Here is an 18,671-nt window from a genome sequence, read left to right as displayed (position 1 = left end):
CCTAGAGCAAAGTGCTCATGCGTTGGGCGTCAGGTGCTACTTAAAAAAGGAGGGTCATAAGGCCAGCTTTTTGATTGGCACTCAAATCAGCGTCCTGGAAGGCAGCATGTCAGTGCTGAACAGGACTGACTTGCCCCACATGTCTTCTATTGATAGCTGGTAGCTCCCAGGGGGGGAGCTACAGGCCAATGACAGTCCATCACATTACGCTCTACACTGGTACACGCTACGCTAGCAATGGGAGGTAAGAATCCATGTACAAGCGACTGGGTTTTCTGGCACTCGTCTTGGTGGTCGTGCTGGCTGTGGGCGTCTCTATCAGCAGTGCTAGCAGCCCGACATCCCCCAGCTCGGGCTTGACCGTCCAGATTACCTCCGCCATCAGTGCGGATACCGTAACTTACAGCATCACCCTGGTCAACGACACCTCCATGGATATCGGCAACATCTACCTGGCCGGCCTGGTCCCCACCGGTACTTCCTTCGTCAAGGCCACTGCCACCCCACCAGGAAGCTGGTTTCGCGGCTTCGAGGTGGAATCCGCGGTGTGGCTGAGCGATAAGGTACCAGCTAAGGGTAAGCAAGGGCCCTTCTCCTACCAGGTGAAGATCATCGGCCCCATCGGGTCGGCCCACGCCTGGGTGCACTGGGCTGCCCCCAGCGAGGGCACCGCCGTATCTGCGGCTACCAAGGCCACCAAGTACGTGGGTAGCGAGGCCTGTGCCAAATGCCACGCGAAGAAGTACAACAATTTCCGGGTAGCCGGCCACGGCTACAAGCTGCGCACCGCCGCCGACGCCATGAAAGCGCCTCTGCCCCTGCCGGAAGGCTATACCTGGGATGACATCAGCTACGTCATCGGGGGCTATAAGTGGAAGGCCCGCTATATGGATAAGCAGGGCTATATCATTACCACGGCTGCCGGCAAGCCGGGCAAGAACCAGTACAACATGATGACTGGCACCTGGGTTGACTACCATCCTGGCGAGATGAAGAAGTACGACTGCGGCCGGTGCCACACCACCGGCTACTCCTCGGAGGGCCACCAGGACGGTCTGCCCGGCATCGTGGGCACTTGGGCCTTCCCCGGCGTCCAGTGCGAGGCCTGCCACGGCCCCGGTGGCGACCACATCGCCGGCAAGGCCAAGATGGTGGTGGACGAATCGGCAGCCCTCTGCGGCAAGTGCCACATCCGAGGCAAGGCGACCGAGATCCCGGCCAGCGGGGGCTTCATTCGCCACCACGAGCAGTACAACGAGTTCCTGGCCAGTCCCCACAGGGCCCTGAGCTGCGTAGCCTGCCACAGCCCCCACAAGAAGGCCGAGTTCTCCATCGAGGCCGCCTGCTCCACCTGCCACAGCGGGGCCAACGCCGCCTTCACCGGCAGCCAGATGCAGAAGGTGGGAGTAACCTGCACCGATTGCCATATGCCTAAGGCCAGCAAGTCAGCGGTGAAGTTCGGCCCCTACGAGGGCGACGTGATGACCCACCTCTTCGAGATCAACATTGACCCCAAGGCCAAGATGTTCACCGACGACGGCAATCTGGCCAAGGGCTACCTGACTCTGGACTTCGCTTGCCTGCAATGCCACAAGGATAAAGATGTCCAGTGGGCGGCTAACTACGCCCAGGGCATCCACAGCTTGGGCAAGAAGTAGGCTCCTTCAGACAGTACAGCAGAGCCAGGCCCCTCGTTGAAGAGGGGCCTGGTTTATTTTGGGGCTACATCAAGCCGGAGACTAGGCTCTAGGTGGGTCTTGGCGATGATGTGTAGAACAGGACTTATCTTTTAGCTGCTGGCCTCGGTTGTGCAGAAGGCAGGAACAACTGTATCAAGGCTGTTCAACAGCAAGCCTATAGGCTACTGCAATACGAGATACTTGCGGCAGCAGACTCTCATAACCGATGTGCCCTGAGCTTCCACACAAACCGTGAAGATCCAACGTTCGCCGCCGCTTGACGTCGTCTTGAACTACACCATAGAATGAGAGACATCAAGCGAAGTGGAGGGTTAAGGACATGCGGAGATTTCTCATCGACACGGATACCGCCTCCGATGATGCCGTCGCCTTGTTGATGGCCGTTCGTTCCCCGCATGTGCGGGTAGAAGGCGTTACTGTCGTGGCCGGTAATGTTCCCTTGCAACAGGCGGTAAAGAATGCCCTGAATACGCTGGAGCTGGCTGGTGTCAACGATGTGCCTGTCTACCCGGGTCTGGCTAAGCCACTGCTGCGTGACCATGTGGATGCCACAGACATTCATGGCCCCGACGGGATGGGCAATTTGCAGCTACCAGCGCCGCGCCTGCAACCACGGAGTGAGCACGCCGTGGACGCTATCATTCGTATCATCCGCTCTGCCCCCGGAGAGATCACCCTGGTCACGCTTGGTCCGCTCTCCAACATCGCCCTGGCCTTGCGCAAAGAACCCCGCATCGCCCAGGAGGTGAAAGAGGTTTACGTCATGGGTGGAACGGCCCAAACACTCGGCAACATCACTCCAGCCGCAGAGTACAACATCTGGTGTGATCCGGAGGCGGCACGGATCGTTTTCCATTCAGGCATGCCCCTGATGATGGTGGGCTGGGAGCTCGCCATTGGGCCAAGCTTACTTAACACCCAGGAGATCGAGTCCTGGCGGGCATTGGATACGCCCTTAGCCCATTTTGCCATCGATTGTAATCGCCAGGTGATTGAATGTTGTCGGCGGCTCCTGGGTTCTGCTGTACTGTCCCTACCCGATCCGGTCACCATGGCCGTCGCCCTCGATCACCATGTAGCCACGAAGGTAGAGAAGAGGTACGTTGATGTGGAGATCACCAGCGAACTCACCCGCGGGCAAACCGTGGTTGACCTCTGGGGGATGACCTCCCGAGCACCTAATGTGGAGGTCTGCTTAGCCATCGATAGCGATCGGTTCAAGCAGATGCTGCGCCGCCTCGTTGCATAGCCATCTCCTCTTGGTGTAGAATACAAGAGCTGTCCTTAGGGCCAGGTCAGGGTGGATCGGTGGTAGACGAAGGCCAGGAGGAGCTTTGCCAAGCATTTCGGTGGTGCTGCCCGCCCACAATGAGGAGGAGAATCTTCCGCAGATGCTGAGGGCTACGACAGAGGTCCTCAGTAAGATAACGAGTGACTATGAGATTATCGTCGTTGATGATGGTAGCACCGATCACACGGCGGAGATCACCCAGAGTTGGGCTCAATCAGATGCCCATATCCGCCTGCAGCAGCATCCGCGGAATGTGGGCTATGGTGGGGCGTTGGCTACTGGTTTCGCTGCGGCAACCAAGGAGTTGGTCCTTCTCACCGATAGTGATAACCAGTTCGATGTGACTGAGATCAATAAGCTTTTGCCGCTCATCGACCAGGCCGACCTGGTCGTCGGCTATCGTGCCCCCCGACGTGACCCATTCGTGCGCCGGCTCAACGGTCTCGGCTGGAATATGCTCGTAAACCTGTTGTTTGGCTATACCTGCCGCGATGTTGATTGTGCCTTTAAGCTCTTCAAACGGAGCATTTTGCAAAAAGTGCGCATCGTTTCCCGCGGGGCCACCTTCAGCGCCGAGTTCCTGGTTAGGGCGCGGCGGCAAGGTTACCGCATTCGGGAGGTGCCGGTTAAACATCTCCCTCGCCTGGCTGGCGTGCAGAGTGGCGCCCGTCCGGATGTTATCTGGCGCGCCTTTGGGGAGCTGGTCAGGTTTCGTCTCACCCTGTGGCGGGAGAAGCGCTCCGGCCAGGGGGAGGCGGTTTAGATTGAGAGAGGGCGTCCATTGAGGACCTTGTCTCGTGATCAGGTCGCAGGATACCAGACATCCGATGAAGGGGGTGTGGCTATGGTACCGGCCACCAGGTTCAACATACTTAAAGTGGCCCCCACCACCTTCTTTTCCGACTATGGCTGCCATGTACGCATTTTAGAGGAGACGTTAGCCCTGCAACAGCTGGGTAGCGAGGTAGTCATCTGTACCTACCATGGGGGACGTGATTGGCCCACGCTGGATATACGCAGAATACCACGGATACCCTGGCTTCATAATCCACAGGTTGGATCGTCTAGACATAAGCTCTATCTGGATGTTCTCCTTTCGTTGCAAACGCTGGGTACTAGCTGGCAAGAGAGTCCCAACATCGTGCACGCCCACCTCCATGAGGGCGCTCTGATCGGCTATTTCATTTCCCGTGTGCATCGCTGTCCCCTGGTCTTTGACTTTCAGGGTAGTCTCACCAAGGAGATGATCGATCACAATTTCCTCAGGGCAGATAGCCACTTTTATAAGCCGCTCCGCCGCCTGGAGATGGTTATTAACCGCTGGGCCGATGTGATCATCACCAGCACGGCGCATGCGGCTGAGCTCCTGGTGCGTCAATTCGGCTGTGCTCCCGCCAAGATTTATCCCGTACCAGATTGCGTCAATATCCAGCGCTTCCGACCGAGATGGGAGGTTGCTGACGAGCTGAAGATAGAGTTAAAAAGACAGCTGGGTATCCCTCTTGAGCGTAAGCTCATCGTTTACCTCGGTCTGCTGGCCGAATACCAGGGGAGCGGTCACCTCCTACAGGCAGCGGCCACTCTGATCCAGCGGGGATATGACGCTCATTTTCTACTTATGGGCTTCCCCGGGCAAAAGCGCTATGAGGCCCTGGCCCGTTCGCTCGGCATCTCTGCCTATGTTACTTTTACTGGACGTCTTCCTTATGAAGATGCCCCTCTTTACCTGGCCTTGGGTGATGTAGCCGTAGCACCGAAGCTGTCTGAGACGGAAGGAAATGGGAAGTTGCTGAATTATATGGCTGTCGGACTGCCCACCGTCGCTTTTGATACGCCGGTAAGCCGGGAAATCCTGGGCGAGTGTGGTGTTTATGCCGAGGCTGGCAACGCCCAAGCGTTGGCTACAGCCTTTGAGTCGTTGCTTAAAGATGAGCGCGAGGCGCTGGAGCGGGGGAGAGAATTGCGGGACAGGGCGGTCGCCGCCTATTCCTGGGAACAGGCCGGGCGAATGATCCTGGAAGTTTATGAGAGGGCCGCCGGGTGAAAAGGCTCTGGACCCCCTGGCGTTTGGATTATATCCTGGGAGAGAAGGCCACAGGCTGCATCTTCTGTGAGAAGGCCAGGGAGAACAGGGATAGAGAAAACTACATCCTGTACAGGGGGGAGAGAGGCTTCATCATGCTCAACCTCTATCCCTACAATAATGGTCACCTTATGGTTGTGCCCTATGCTCACGTGTGTGGGCTGGAGGAGTTGGATGAGGCCACCCTGGCCGAATTGATGCGCCTGGTTAAGCGAGGGACGGCGGCCCTGCAAAGAGCGATGAACCCGGAGGGCTTCAACATAGGGATGAACATAGGCAAAGTGGCCGGCGCAGGCATCGCAGACCATGTGCACCTCCACGTCGTCCCACGTTGGGCGGGAGACACCAACTTCATTCCGGTGCTTTCCGACACGCGACTCATTCCGGAACTGCCGGAAACGACCTACGAGCGGCTTATCGCCGCTGGCATCGCTGCGGACTGATTTCTCTGTGTTCCGCTTCTGTTGGATTGGTCTTAGAGAGGATAAGAGGATGCCTGGCACCTATCGCTGCCCGAAAGGGGGCACTCACGTCTGGGTCACGAAGAAAGAGGGTGGCTCAGTCAAGTACAAGCAATGTAGGAAGTGTGGGCAGGTACGCCCCGTTTAGCCGATTCTGGGCCGAGCCGCAATGGGCCAGATCGACCCCATCGAAGGGGGAGTTTTATCCCCCCTGTCTTGTATAAACTCAGGACGGCGCATCATCGGTAGGGTCGAACCTCAGCGCAGCAGGATCGTCCGATAGCCTGGCCCAGGCGCGGGGACCTCTCTAAGCGTCGCAGCTGAATTGTACTTATCGTTGAGCGCTGTGGGGAAGGTGATACGGTCGGGATCACCATCGCTGACGTATCTCTCCAGAGGGTTCTGGTCCAGATAGCTCAACCAGTGGTCCAACTCTGACTGTATGGCCTGCACCCGTGGTAGGGCATAAGGAGCGTAGTCTTTACGGTTTGGGGCCGGAGCCGGCTCGGCGCCAACCAGGACGATGGCCTTATGGTTATATTCAACCCCCTTATAGGAGCCGTGGATGGCCAGGTTCTTATTCTTTGGATATTCGCCCAGTGGTAGGGCCAGACTGAGTACCTGGTAACCAGGCACGGCCTCCTGAGTGGCCTTGACGGCCAGGGCCAGTTGCTTTTGTACCTCCTGATCGCTCACTTGTCCTAGCGGCTGATGCCAATAGGTGTGATTGCCGATCTCCATACCTCGCTGGACAAGATACTGCAGCTTCTGCCTGGCATACTCAGGTTGATCGAAGAGGTCGTTGGGTGGGGCAGCGGCGGGCAAGACATACCAGGTGGCTTTCAGCCCAAAGTCGGGATGTTGGCTAGAGAAATCCTCCAGGATGCCGAGGGCGCAATGAGGGTCAATCTTAAGCTCGCCGCCGCTTTTTATATATCTGAACTGGCTATCGGAGGAGTCATCGAAGGTGAGGATGAGGGGCGAATAGCCAGCCGGCAGGTTGATCTTATTGTTGATGAAATCGCTCAGGCTGATGAGGCGATAGCCCTTAGCATAAAACAGCTCCAGATCGTGGCGAAAATTGACCTCGCTTCTGGTCCAGCGTAACTCCTCAAGACCGATGCGATGATACTCCAGGATGAGCACCTTGCCCAATTCGTTGGGTCTGATTTTGCTCAGGTCTAGAGCAGGAGTGGAGGTGGGTGTTGGGGTGGGGACGGCCCTGGTCACAGCCGCGGTTGAGGGCGTTGGGTTGGGGGTGGGATTAGACGTGGAAGGAGAACCACACCCAGCGACTGTAGTCGTCAGAACGAGCGCGATCAGACCTATGAGCTGTGCCAGGGTTGCGAAGGGTTTCACGATCGCCTGTCGCCGCATGATTAAAGATGAGTGTTGCATCATACCTCCATATCGTGGACATTGGTAGCCTGCATAGTATACATCAAACACCCCTCAAATTCGCCAAATTGCCCGTCTGTGCCTATTGACAATTGGGGTGGATGGTGTTATAGTGAAATTAATCCGAAAAACTATCGACCTCTCGCAATTTGTAGGGCACCTATCCCGCTGTGGATCGTATGACAAGTCGACGGTTTCCCCGGCCTGTGGGCAGGGCGAAGAGGACGGGAGGAGCGAAGCAGCGTGTATCCCGACCAAGAATCCGCCGATTCCCCAGGGCAGGCGATGGGGGAAGCCACCAAATACGTTTAGGAGGCTTGACGTGAGAGGGAAACTTGCCTGGCAGAGTTTGGCCATCTTTACCGTCCTCGTTTTATTGTTGGGACTCCTCCCCGCCGCTAGCATCGCTCTGGAAACCGGTACTGACCGCACCAGTGCTATCCCCTTGCCCCTCGGTACCCCGCAGGGCGGCAACCTAGCTCCATCCCAGACGATCTGGTATCGTTTCGATTTCGACGGTACCTCGTCTCTGCAGCTAAACGTGTACAATGCAGCGGAGGAGATAAACTTCAACGTTTACCCGCAGGGGTCTGAGACGCCCATCATGGCGGGGACAAGAAACTGGGGTATTGGGCCGGGTTCGACAACGGGCACCTATTATATTGCCCTGCGCGCTGGCGTCAGGGGGGGACCTTATAGCATCATGCTGATGTCGATGGGACCAGGACCCTCTCCTGCGCCTCCGGGCCCTACCCCTCCGGGCGCGCCCCCAGCTGAAGGTAGCAGCCCGGCTAATGCCATTGCTCTGACAGATAATACGCCGGTGGGGCGAACGGTCTCTCCAAATCAGAGCCTCTGGTTCAAGTACATTTTTTCGGGTGCCAACCGGGTTCGGTTCAAGCTGGATTCGCAATACCTCTACATGAACCTTTCCCGTGGGACAGGCACGCCTCCCACTTTGACTCCGGCGGTGAGTTATGTACGTGAGTTCGAGGAACCCAGTGGAAATGCCCCCACTACCTTCTATATCGAAGTGCTGGGAGGGACAATTGGGGGCAATTTTATGCTCTTCGTCTCTATAGAGACGGGCGCTCCCCCCGCTGGTCCCGGTGGGGGGACGGATCGCTACACTGCCCCCAGGATACAGCCGGGGGCCTATGGCCGGGGCACGCTCAGCCCGAATCAGTCCACCTGGTGGGCCGTCGAGTTCTTCCCAGGTACGGAACTACGGTTGAAACTGGAGGGGGACCAATCTGGCCTGGCCATCAACATCTTTTACCAGTACTCTCCTACTACCTTGCCCAACGGAGCTGGAGTGAGGGAGTTCGTTATAGCCAGCACGGCCCAGGCGGGCACGTACTATATAAACGTCGCTGGGGGGAACACAGGTGGGACTTATACCCTCGAGGTAAGGAAACCGGCAGGGGGAGGCGCGGCCCCACCCGGCAGCAATATGGATATGGCCTTCCCTCTGACGGATAATGCGCCCACAGATTCTAGGACCATAACCTCTACCCAAAAGATTTACTATATGTATGATTACCGAACGCCCTTCCAGACGGTCAACTTCACCCTGCAGTCAACGCCGCCTGGCGTGGTCTTCGATATCTTCTACGGGCGTTCGCCGTCCCCCATCGGCACCAGTGGTCCGCCAGGCAGCGCCCTGCAAAGCTTTACGGTGAACTCGCCCTCTACCGGTGCCTATTACATCGTGGTCAGGGCCGGCTTCGGTCTGGATCAGGGGAGTTTCATCCTGACGGCCTCGCCGGTGGTAGCTACACCGCCGGTCGGTCCACGCCAGCCTGGCGAGGACCGCAGCACGGCGATCCGGCTGGAGGACAACAAGCCGGTTGATTACACCTTCACCTCTCGGGCGCCGCGCTATTACTTCTATGACCTCGGCCCTGGTCGAATGGCCAAGATTGTCCTGACCTCCCCTACAGCGGGGGTCAACTTCGATGTCTTCTTCGCTTCCGATGCCCCTGAGCCTGGTGGCTCAAGGGTACGTGTCTGGAGGACATCGCCGGGAACAATGCCTGGCACTTACTTCATCGTGGTGCGCACCGGCGAGGCCACCAGTGGCAGTTATACCCTCGTCGCTTCCAGCGAGGAGTCAAAGACGACAGGCGCTGATCGCGCCTCAGCCATCCCCCTGGCCAACGACGCGCCTCTCACCGGTAGCATGGATCGCGGGCAAAGCAGGTTCTACTCCTACAACTTCTCCGGTGGGCAGACGGTGCAGTTCATCCTGGCTGGCCCGCAGGGGATGTTCCTCGACATCTACTATCAGGATGGCTTCCAAGGATTGCCCGGTAGCGGTCAGCAGAGCGCCATCCTGGGCGGTGGCTCTACGGCTGGCATCTACTATGTGGTGGTCAGGGGCGGCCCCAACGGGGGAAGTTATACCCTGACGGCTACACTCAACGTGCAGTTCGGTCCTCCCCCAGTTCCAGGAGGACCCGCTGGTCCCACGCTTGACCCGGCGAAGATAAACTTCCGTGTGGTGGGATACGATGCCCAGGGAACCGGGATTGCCAATAGCACGGTTCGATTGATTCGCGGTCGGGAGACCATCACCAGTACGACCACCATTGCCGATGGGACCGGCTTCTTCCCCGTCAAGGGGTTGACCGATGGACACTATGATCTGCGGGCCAGTCCCCCGCCTGGGACTAATTACGGTCCATCTATGCCGGTGGGGGTGGAGGTGCAGGGTGGCCTGGCCTTCCCGGTGGCACAGCATACGCTGATGCTCCAGGAGCCACAGATCGAGGGCACCGTGCTGGATCCCAACGGTAGTGCCGTAGGTGGGGCCACGGTGAGGGCCAGCGAAGTATATGGAGGACCCGCTGGTCCACCCATCAGTGTGAGGACTGGTGCAGACGGCAAGTTCCGTCTGGGTGGGCTGATGCCGGGCATGCCCTATTATCTGATCGCCTATCCGCCGGCTGATTCACCCTATACGCAATCCAAGCCGGTACAGCAGAGCGTGCCCTTCAGCGGTGGGGCGACGTGGGGTGGTCCACCCCCTGGTGGTGGTCCGCCCCCTGGTGGTGGTCCGCCCCCTGGTGGTGGTCCACCCCCTGGTGGTGGTCCACCCCCTGGTTATGGGACACCTCCTGCTGGTGGGACACCTCCTGGTTATGGGCCTACCTCGCTAGGGGGGACGAAGGTAAAGGTGCAGGTGATTAATGTCACCCTCACCCTAACCGCCCCCAGCGTGGAGGGGACGGTGACGGATCCCAATGGCAACGCCGTATCTGGGGCTAAGGTGGAGGCCAAGGAGGAGGCGGCTGGCTTCGGTCCGGGGATGATGCCCGGTGGCGAGATGGAGAGCGCCCTACTGGCCACCAGTGGCGCAAATGGCACGTATCGTCTCGGCGGTCTGGAAGCGGGTAAGTCCTATTCCTTGGTGGCTAAGCCACCCGAGGATTCGGCCTTTAACCAGTCTGCGCCGGTGAAGATCTCCTTCATGGGTACGAAGCTGACCCAGAATCTGCAGCTCAGCGGCACTCAGGTCAGTGGCACGGTCGCAGCCGGTGGCGCGCCAGTGCCGGGGGCCATGGTGGATATCTACTCCATGGGCATGTTCGGCCCGGGGGTTAGCGCCCACACAGAGACGGATAAGGATGGCAAGTTCAGCTTCGGTGGGCTGACCGATGGGGTCTATAATCTGGAGGTCAATCCTCCTTTTGATCCTAAGTACGCTAGCTATGCCCGCCCGGCCCCGAAACAGATCACGATTAAGGGCGGCGTGGCCAGCCCCAGCAGTCTCACCATCAACCTGACCTCGGCCACCCTTACAGGTGTGGTGTACAATCCCGATGGTAGTACGCCTGCCATGGGATCGTTCGTGGACATTCAGAAGGCAGATTTCAGCTTCTTCTACGGCGTGCCCACAGATGAGCAGGGACGCTTCGGCGCCGCTGGCTTGACCGCGGGTAAGTACCGCATCATCGCCCGTGTCCCTAAGGGCATGGGGGGTATGCCGGGTATGCCAGCAGGTGGTATGCAGACCAGTGATTATACGGATTCCACGCCCGTAGAGGTGACCATAGACGAGAATGGTAACCCCGACGCTTCCTGGACGGGAAAGATCCTCCTGACCCAGCCCCAGATCACCGGGGTGGTGTCTGATCCCAATGGCAGACCGCTCGAGGGTGTACACATCGAGGCTTTCAAGGGTGGCGAGCCGACGGGTGTTGATGCCGTCACGGATATGATGGGCAAGTTCCGCCTCGGCGGTTTGGCCGATGGCACGTATACTGTAGAGTTCCATCTGCCGCCCTTCATTCCTTATGCCGCTCCGGATGCTCAGACGGTGACCATCAGTGGTGGTACGGCCACTCCCAGCACGGTTAATGTTAATCTCAGCGCCCCAAAGAAGAAGATAACCGGTAAGGTGACCAAGGCTGATGGGACAGCCGTGCCTAATGCTGGTGTCTCCGCCCATAAGGAAGACGGCTCGGCCAATGCCAACACCATGGTGCAGCCCGATGGTACCTACACCCTCAACCTGAGCAAGGGCGGCACCTGGATGCTTATGGTCTTCCCGATGATGATGGGCCCGGGCATGGGTCCGCCGGGTAAGCCCGGTGAGGGTGGTGGAGGTGCCCCTGACTGGGTCTACACCGAACCGCCCCAGAGGGTGGAGTTCGCCAAGGGTGATACTGAGGAAGAGATTCTTTCCAATATCAACTTCACCGTGGGCAAGGCCGGTGCGGTGGTGACTGGTAAGGTCCTGATGAAGAAGGACAATACGCCACCTGCCCTGCAAACGGTTTTCGTTGATGTTCGCAATGAGAAGGGGACGGGCAACGGTGTGCCACCTGAGGCTGATGGTAGTTTCACGGTCAATGTCCCGCCGGGCTCCTATCGGGTGCGCGTCTTCTCCAAGGATCCCTCCCTCTCAGCCGAAACGGCGCCTTTAGTGGAGGCTAAAGAGAAGACGCCAACCGATGTGGGCACCATCTACCTGGTGGAGAAGTCCTTGACCATCAGTGGTAGGGTGGTGATCAAAGGCAGCACCGATGCCGAAGGTAAGCCAGCTGGCGTCAAGGATATGGAGGTGAAGGCCTGGACGAAAGACGGGGCTCACTTCGCCTCTACTACCAGTGGTACAGATGGCGTCTTCAGCATCTTCGTGGATCAGGGTGATTGGGAGCTGCAGGTGCGCACCCCGAAGGGTTCTAACTATACGCCCAGTGGTGCCCCGAAGCAGGTCACTGTGACCAACCAGTCGGTGCAGGACGTCACCCTGGAGGTGACGGCGGCTAACGGCACCATCTCCGGCCGGTTGACCAGCACATCGGCCACCGTGAATACGAGCAATCTCTATGGCTTTGCCTTCGCCCTTGACTCCAATGGGGCCATGGTTACCGGCACGCCGATGGAGCGCGGCTCCTTCACCCTGAAGGTGCCCGGCGGGGCCAAGTACAACGTGGGTGTCGGTTTCCCACCGGGTCTGGAGTTCAGCGCCCAGGCCCAGGAGGCTGACCTGACGAGCACGAACGCGGTGACCGTGAGCATGCCGGTGCAGGTGGCCGACGCCAATATCGTAGGGAAGTTTGTGGATAGTGCTGGCAGCCCGATGCAGAATCTGGATGCGGAGGTGTTCGCCAGTGGTGCAGGCTTCCGGCGAACAGCCCTCGGTGCCTCAGGTACCTTCACCCTGCGTGTCGTCCGGGGGACATGGTCGCTGGGTGGGGAGCTGGGGGCAACGGCGGCCATCACCTACACCCTGCAACCACCGGTCAACAACCGGGTCACCGTTGCCTCCGGAGATACAGCCATCCTGGAGCCAGCCCAATACTTCGTGGTGCTCGCTGCCAGTGGCACCATCAGTGGCACGGTCTACGCTCCAGATGGGACGACGAAGGTGGCTGGAGCCTGGGTGGAGGCGTTGGATATTCCCACCACGGCTGGTGCGGCGCCGCGCCCCATCGCTGGGACCAAGAGCGATGAGAACGGACGCTATAGCCTGCGCGTGCCACCCGGTCGGTACCAGGTACGGGCTTCGGTGGCTCGAGAGGCTGGAGAGGTCGTCTACATGCCACCTGAGCCGGGCCGGGCCTTGATTACGGGTAGCGAGACGGTTACGGTGGACCTGCGCTTCCGGTCGGCACCGGCCACTATCGCCGGCACAGTGACAGGTACAGGGGCGGGTACGGCTTTCGTCACTGGCTACTCGGATAAGGGTGGTTGGTCTTCGACTAACGCCGGCAGTGATGGCACTTATAGCCTGAAGGTGACACGTGATGATACCTGGCACGTGTACGCCACCAGCCGCTCTGCAGGGAAGCTATACAAGAGCAGTGAGCTCACGGTTACGGTGGGCGCCGCCGATACGAGCATCACAGGCAAGGACCTGGCCCTGCAAGAGGTGGCAGCTGTATCGCTGCCGGATGGCTCCTCCGTCAGTTTCGATGCTACGGAAATGCGGGTGCTGGCCCTGTCTGATGGGACCAAGGTGACCATCCCGGGCAGTGCTCTGGCTATTTCAGGCACGGTCAGCGTGCTGGCCCTGCCGAAGACTGATCTGCCAGCCCAACAGTCGGCCAAGCCCATCAGCATCGGCTATGCCTTGCAGGCGCGTGATTCCAACAATACGGAGATCAAGAAGTTCCTCCAGAAGGTGACCATCCTCATGCCTTACCCGGCCGATGATGTGCTGAAACAGATGGGTATTGACGAGGATAGTCTGGTGCCGAGCTATTGGGATGCGACCAGCTCCAGCTGGCGGAAGGCGGAGAACGTGATTCAGGACAAGACCAACAACACGCTCACCGTCCTTGTGGACCACTTCACCGACTTCGCCATCTGCTCGACGACGGGAGCGGCAGGGGTGGTTCCGCCGGGAGGCTACAAGACCTATCTGCCGTTCATCACCAAGGCTTACGCTGGAGGCTGGTAAGGCTTCTGGCATTTATCCCTAGCGGTACTGAAGGGCTTTGGCTCCTAGAGTGGGGTGGGTGCCCAGGTGGCGCGCAGCGCCACCTGGGCACCGTGTTCTTACCTCAAGAGGCGCAGGCTTGAGGAGCGTAGGGCCGCGGTCACGGCCGTGATGGCACAGATGGTTCCCCCCAGGAAAACGGCGAAGGGCGCTCCAAAGGTGTTGGCTACTGCCCCAGCCTCGATGTAACCAAGTGGCCCCAACCCCCAGGATAGCGTGTAAACACTCATCACCCGACCGCGCAGCCCGTCTGGCGTGCAGGACTGGAGGAGCACATTCGTCAACGAGAGATAGACCGCGCCGCTAAGTCCTACCCCTACCAGTAGAATGAGGGCGTGCCAGAACCAGGAGGCGGTTGCAAAGAACATCAAGAGCAGGCTGAACAGGAACGTCGTGACCAGTAACAAGCGGCCCCTCCCCTGGTAATTTCCCAGACCAGCCACGACCAGGCTCCCTACCAGTGCTCCTACCCCATTACCAGCCATCAAAAGCCCTAACCCTGAGGCCCCCACACCGAGTATGTCCCGGGCGAAGATGGGCATCAGAATGCTGTAGGGCATAGCGAAGATGCTCGGAACGGTGGCCAGGGCGATAAGCATCAGCACGATGCTGTTATCACGTACATAGGTCAATCCCTCCACGATGTTCGCCCACATCGGCGACCCCCTGAGGTTCGGGGAACTCGGAGACATCTCCATAGCGAAAAGGGCCACGATAACCGGCAGGAAACTGGCAGCCGTGATATAGAAACAGCCCCCTATACCGATGAGACCGACCAGTACCCCAGCCATGGCCGGGCCGACGATGCGAGTGGCATTGAAGGCGACCGAGGTCAAAGCGATGGCGTTCAGCAGGTCAGCACTGTCTACAAGGTTGGGTACCAGGGCTTGGCGAGTGGGGATGTGAAAGGCGGCCACGGTGCCGAGGAGCGTCGAGATGAGCAGTATCTGCCAGATGGTGATCGCCCCGGAATAGGTCAGCACGGCCAGGAGGAGGGTGAGCAGCATAGACATGGTTTGGGTGGCGATGAGCAGCCGGCGACGATCCATTCTATCAGCCAAGGCCCCACCGAAAAGGGAAAAAAGCAGGAGCGGGATGGACGAGCAGAAGCTGACCAGCCCCAGCAGAAAGGCGGAGTCGGTCATTTCCAACACCAGCCAACCCTGGGCCACGATCTGGATCCAATAACCGGTGAGTGAAGCAAGCGTGCCCAACCAGTACAGACGGAAGTTGCGATGCTGGAGGGCACTGAACAGCTCTGTCGTCATAAGCAGGCGCCTCTCATAAGATTTAGTTGGGCTCTCACCCTCCTTGCCCCTCTCCCGCTTTGCGAAAGTAGGGGCGAGGTCACCTCGCCCCTACTACCCCCTGCAGGAGGGGGGAATAGTGGGCTAGGGCGGAGCCCTGGGACCCTGTTTTGTTGCCCTCATCCCCCTTTCCCCCTTCTCCCATTGGGAGAAGGGGGAAATATAGGTTTGGGGATACCCCGAACCCCAGCAGAGGGGTTTCCCCTCTGCACACCCCCTTTTATGGGGATTTCCCTCACCCCCCGTGCTCCCTTCTCCCTATAGGGGGAGGGGGGATAGAAATTGGGGATACCCCGAACCCCAGCAGAGGGGTTTCCCCTCTGCACACCCCGGCAGGGAAAGTGGCTGGGGTGGAGCCCCGGGACCCTCTGTCAAAGGCGGGTTTGAAGGCTGCCTCTATCTTCCTCTACGCATGCAAGTAATAACAGGGGGAGACGGCAGTTACGGCTATATCGGCGAGTCAAACGCGACTACGCTTCGTTTTCGGCCACGTATTCCCGCGCCAATCTCTCCGCGGTGGCCTTATCCTCTGGGGCGAGCGTGCCGTCAAGCACAAGGGAGAGGAGATGGTCTTTAACCTTCTTGATCCACGGTCCAGGAGGGCGTCCAAACATAGCCATCAGCTCGTGGCCATCGAGCGGGCTGGTCAGCTTAGCCACGTTTTCCTTGGCCGTGAGCTCCTGGCAACGCTGCTCCAGTTCGGCGACGCGCGCCAGGGCCAGTTCGACCTTTTCAGGGCGGTGGCTGGTGACATCAGCGCGGGAGAGGGCAAATAATGGTTCTAGCTCTTCTCTTGCCTCCCGAATGAGACGCCGTACGGCCCCATCAGTCCAGGAGTCCTCATATTGATTGATGCGCAGGTGCATACGGATCAATCGCACTACTCTGTCGATCGTTTGCTTATCGAAGCGCAGCCGATAAAGGATGGTGCGGGACATCTCGGCACCGAGATGCTCGTGTCCATAAAAGTGAATCTCCCCATTCGTGCGCCTTCTGGTGGCTGGCTTAGCGATATCATGCAGCAAGGCCGCCCAGCGCAGGACAAGGTCTGCTGGTGTGTTTTCCAGGACGCCTAGAGTGTGTTCAAAGACGTCTTTATGATGCCAATCGTCCTGAACCAGGCCGCGCATAGCCAGAATCTCCGGGATGATGAGCTCCATTAACCTCAAATTGCAGAGGAAACGGATTCCCCTGGCCGGGCTGGGAGCAACGAGGAGCTTGTTCATCTCCTCAGCGATGCGTTCCTGACTGACAGTAGTCAGGCGGCTGCGCATCTTTACACAGGCCTTGCGTGTCCTGGGCTCGATGGTGAATCCCAATTGAGCGGCCAGGCGCACCATACGGAGCAGTCGCAGGGGATCCTCCTGAAAACGTTCCTCTGGATCGCCAACAGCGCGAATGATCTTTGCGCCCAGATCATCCTGCCCAGCGAAGGGGTCGATAATGGTCCCGGTCAAGAGGTCCTGGGCGATGGCATTGATGGTGAAGTCGCGTCTGGCCAGGTCTTCCTCCAGCGAGGTCCCGAAGCAGACTTCCGGTTTACGGGAGTCTGGGTTATACCACTCCGATCTAAAGGTGGTGATCTCGATAACCTGGTCGCCGAAGATGAGCCCAATTGTGCCGAACCGTTCCCCGACGCAGTTGACGGCGTCGGGACGAGCCTCGGCAGCAAATGATTTGACCTCGCCTGGTAGGGCATCGGTGGTCAGATCCAGGTCGTGGTTGTCTCTTCCCAAAAGACGGTCGCGGACAGAGCCACCAACCAGGAATATCTGCTTATTATGTTTTTGGAAGATCTTGGCCAATCTGGCTACGTTATTCATCTTACGTAGAAATTCTAGAGGTTTAGGGCGATGTTTGCAAGCAGCCCTCACCCCTTTGCCTCCCTCTCCCGCTTTGCGAAAGTAGGGGCGAGGTGACCTCGCCCCTACCAGGGCTACCTACCCCCTGCGTGGGGATAAAAAATAATCTGTGTTATAATTTGTTACTGGATCTGGATGGAGAACGATGCGCCTTTGAAGTTCATCGCTGACGCTATGCTGGGACGCCTGGCTAAATGGCTGCGTATCCTTGGTTATGATACCCTTTATTCGGCCAAGCTGGATGATCTGGCTCTCGCTCGGCTCGCCCGCATTGAAAAGCGGATTTTGTTGACGCGTGACGAGCAGCTATCTCGCCTGCGCGGCATCCGTTCAGTTCTCATCCGAAGCGATCGCATTGAGGAGCAGCTCCTACAGCTTTGGCAAGAGGTGAACATAAACCTGAATCAAGAGGCGTTCTCACGCTGTCTGGTTTGCAACGCTCCGCTTGATGCGGTAGCCAAGGAGGGTGTGAAGGACGCTGTTCCCCCCTACGTTTACAGTACACAGGAACAGTTCAGTCGTTGTCCAGAATGCGGTCGGCTCTACTGGCGGGGAACGCATTACGAGCATATTCAGCGTCGTTTGACGGCTCTTTTATCGCGCTAAGGGGTGGGTTTCAGGATACCTCGCTCTGTAGCCATTTCAGGTATTTGGCCTCAGTTTCAGCTACGTTGAGTGCTATGATACAGGGCGTTGTATAGCTGTGAAGGCTGGCTATGGCCTGCCTTACCGGTTCAAACCTCCCCTGGCGTGTCTTGATAAGCAACGCCACCTCTTTATCGCGAATTATTTCTCCCTCCCACCAGTACTCGGAGTCGATCGGGAACATATTGGTGCAGGCAGCCAAGCGCCGCTCGAGGAGATGTCTGGATATCTTTCGTGCCTCTTCTGCATCTTTACAAACAGTATAAATGAGCTGCATAGCCTGTAGAGAACCCTTGCCCTTCCTCTCTAAAATTCTGCAGAACCCTTTTAGGATTGGTTCTAGATTGAGTCAATGAAATTTTGCCGCCACCACTTGTAGTAGGCCTCATAGCCCAGTACAGTGGTCTTCTCCAGTCGGTACTTGCCGGCGCTTTTCGGTTTGGTCAGGATCTCGTAGGCCTCAGAGACCAGCTTGAAACGTTCCTCCTTCTCTGGGTCGCCAGGATGGCGGTCCGGATGGCATTCTTGGGCCAGCCGACGGTAGGCCCGCTTTATCTCTGTGGCGCTAACTTCGCCCTGCAAGCCGAGTATTGTTTTTGCCTTCTCTCTTAGGAAGAGGTCCATATTTGTTGCCCTCATCCCCCTTTCCCCCCTCCCATTGGGAGAAGGGGGAATATAGGTTTGGGGATACCCCAAACCTCAGCAGAGGGGCTTTGCCCCTCTGCACACCCCATCCTCTTGGGGGGAGGAATATGGGTCAGGGCGGAGCCCTGGAACCCACCCAACAGTGAGACTGTCCTCACTCTCCCGTCTCTCTCCTACCAAGATGTAGCGCGGGGGCTTGTCCCTCAGGAGTGGGCAGATTCGATTTTGATGGAGCACGTGACAAAGGGGACATTACATGGGATGATTGCCTTAATCTCGCATCTCGCTCACACGAGAGGAAGGATCGTGCCCATGTGTGTCCCCGAT

The 18,671-nt window shown here is 58.3% G+C and carries 11 protein-coding genes and 1 pseudogene; 7 read left to right on the top strand and 5 right to left on the bottom strand.

Annotated features, from left to right (window positions below; genetic code table 11):
* Nucleotides 1–254: 254 nt before the first annotated feature.
* The 5 genes from M1136_00165 (at nt 255) to M1136_00145 (ending at nt 5,517) form a co-directional block, all read left to right on the top strand.
* The gene (locus tag M1136_00165; GenBank protein ID MCL5074053.1) at nt 255–1,658 is read left to right on the top strand and encodes a cytochrome c3 family protein; all 1,404 of its coding nucleotides are present in this window, start codon (nt 255–257) and stop codon (nt 1,656–1,658) included.
* A 361-nt stretch (nt 1,659–2,019) separates the two neighbouring features.
* Nucleotides 2,020–2,949, top strand: a complete 930-nt coding sequence (locus M1136_00160; protein MCL5074052.1) for a nucleoside hydrolase — start codon at nt 2,020–2,022, stop codon at nt 2,947–2,949.
* Between the two features lie 85 nt (nt 2,950–3,034).
* On the top strand, nt 3,035–3,754 hold the full coding sequence (locus M1136_00155; GenBank protein MCL5074051.1) for a glycosyltransferase family 2 protein: 720 nt from the start codon (nt 3,035–3,037) through the stop codon (nt 3,752–3,754).
* Nucleotides 3,755–3,835: 81 nt separating this feature from the next.
* A complete protein-coding gene (locus M1136_00150; GenBank protein MCL5074050.1) occupies nt 3,836–5,035 on the top strand; it encodes a glycosyltransferase family 4 protein in 1,200 nt (399 codons plus the stop codon).
* On the top strand, nt 5,032–5,517 hold the full coding sequence (locus M1136_00145; protein MCL5074049.1) for an HIT domain-containing protein: 486 nt from the start codon (nt 5,032–5,034) through the stop codon (nt 5,515–5,517). Before M1136_00150 ends, M1136_00145 begins: the two co-directional genes overlap by 4 nt.
* Nucleotides 5,518–5,793: 276 nt before the next feature.
* Here the strand turns inward: M1136_00145 and M1136_00140 are convergent, their stop codons facing one another.
* Complete coding sequence (locus M1136_00140) at nt 5,794–6,936, bottom strand: polysaccharide deacetylase family protein (protein MCL5074048.1); 1,143 nt, start codon at nt 6,934–6,936, stop codon at nt 5,794–5,796.
* Nucleotides 6,937–7,255: 319 nt separating this feature from the next.
* On the opposite strand from M1136_00140, the gene M1136_00135 reads away from it, so the two are divergent.
* On the top strand, nt 7,256–13,846 hold the full coding sequence (locus M1136_00135; GenBank protein MCL5074047.1) for a carboxypeptidase regulatory-like domain-containing protein: 6,591 nt from the start codon (nt 7,256–7,258) through the stop codon (nt 13,844–13,846).
* 98 nt (nt 13,847–13,944) lie between these two features.
* Here M1136_00135 and M1136_00130 read toward each other — a convergent pair whose 3' ends face one another.
* Together M1136_00130 and M1136_00125 are read right to left on the bottom strand one after the other, a co-directional pair.
* A complete protein-coding gene (locus tag M1136_00130; GenBank protein ID MCL5074046.1) occupies nt 13,945–15,153 on the bottom strand; it encodes an MFS transporter in 1,209 nt (402 codons plus the stop codon).
* Between the two features lie 509 nt (nt 15,154–15,662).
* Nucleotides 15,663–17,066 (bottom strand): CCA tRNA nucleotidyltransferase, encoded by a 1,404-nt coding sequence (locus M1136_00125; protein ID MCL5074045.1) that lies wholly within the window; start codon nt 17,064–17,066, stop codon nt 15,663–15,665.
* Between the two features lie 123 nt (nt 17,067–17,189).
* On the opposite strand from M1136_00125, the gene M1136_00120 reads away from it, so the two are divergent.
* Entirely contained in the window at nt 17,190–17,660 is a 471-nt protein-coding gene (locus M1136_00120) for a Mut7-C RNAse domain-containing protein (GenBank protein ID MCL5074044.1), read from the top strand.
* A gap of 10 nt (nt 17,661–17,670) precedes the next feature.
* Here the strand turns inward: M1136_00120 and M1136_00115 are convergent, their stop codons facing one another.
* Both M1136_00115 and M1136_00110 read right to left on the bottom strand, forming a co-directional pair.
* Nucleotides 17,671–17,976 (bottom strand): divalent-cation tolerance protein CutA, encoded by a 306-nt coding sequence (locus M1136_00115; GenBank protein ID MCL5074043.1) that lies wholly within the window; start codon nt 17,974–17,976, stop codon nt 17,671–17,673.
* Between the two features lie 155 nt (nt 17,977–18,131).
* Nucleotides 18,132–18,323, bottom strand: a pseudogene (locus tag M1136_00110) (J domain-containing protein).
* Between the last annotated feature and the right edge of the window lie 348 nt (nt 18,324–18,671).

The organism is Chloroflexota bacterium, assembly GCA_023475225.1.
Classification (GTDB): Bacteria; Chloroflexota; UBA6077; order FW602-bin22; family JAMCVK01; genus JAMCVK01.
The sequence above is the reverse complement of the archived record's forward strand: the minus strand, read 5'-3'. Positions and strand labels throughout refer to the sequence as shown.

Bases quoted from the DNA above. Each gene is read 5' to 3' on its own strand.
- M1136_00160 (MCL5074052.1), top strand. From the start codon at position 2,020: ATGCGGAGATTTCTCATCGACACGGATACCGCCTCCGATGATGCCGTC.
- M1136_00140 (MCL5074048.1), bottom strand. From the start codon at position 6,936: ATGATGCAACACTCATCTTTAATCATGCGGCGACAGGCGATCGTGAAA.
- M1136_00130 (MCL5074046.1), bottom strand. From the start codon at position 15,153: ATGACGACAGAGCTGTTCAGTGCCCTCCAGCATCGCAACTTCCGTCTG.
- M1136_00120 (MCL5074044.1), top strand. From the start codon at position 17,190: ATGGAGAACGATGCGCCTTTGAAGTTCATCGCTGACGCTATGCTGGGA.
- M1136_00115 (MCL5074043.1), bottom strand. From the start codon at position 17,976: ATGCAGCTCATTTATACTGTTTGTAAAGATGCAGAAGAGGCACGAAAG.
- M1136_00165 (MCL5074053.1), top strand. From the start codon at position 255: ATGTACAAGCGACTGGGTTTTCTGGCACTCGTCTTGGTGGTCGTGCTG.
- M1136_00150 (MCL5074050.1), top strand. From the start codon at position 3,836: ATGGTACCGGCCACCAGGTTCAACATACTTAAAGTGGCCCCCACCACC.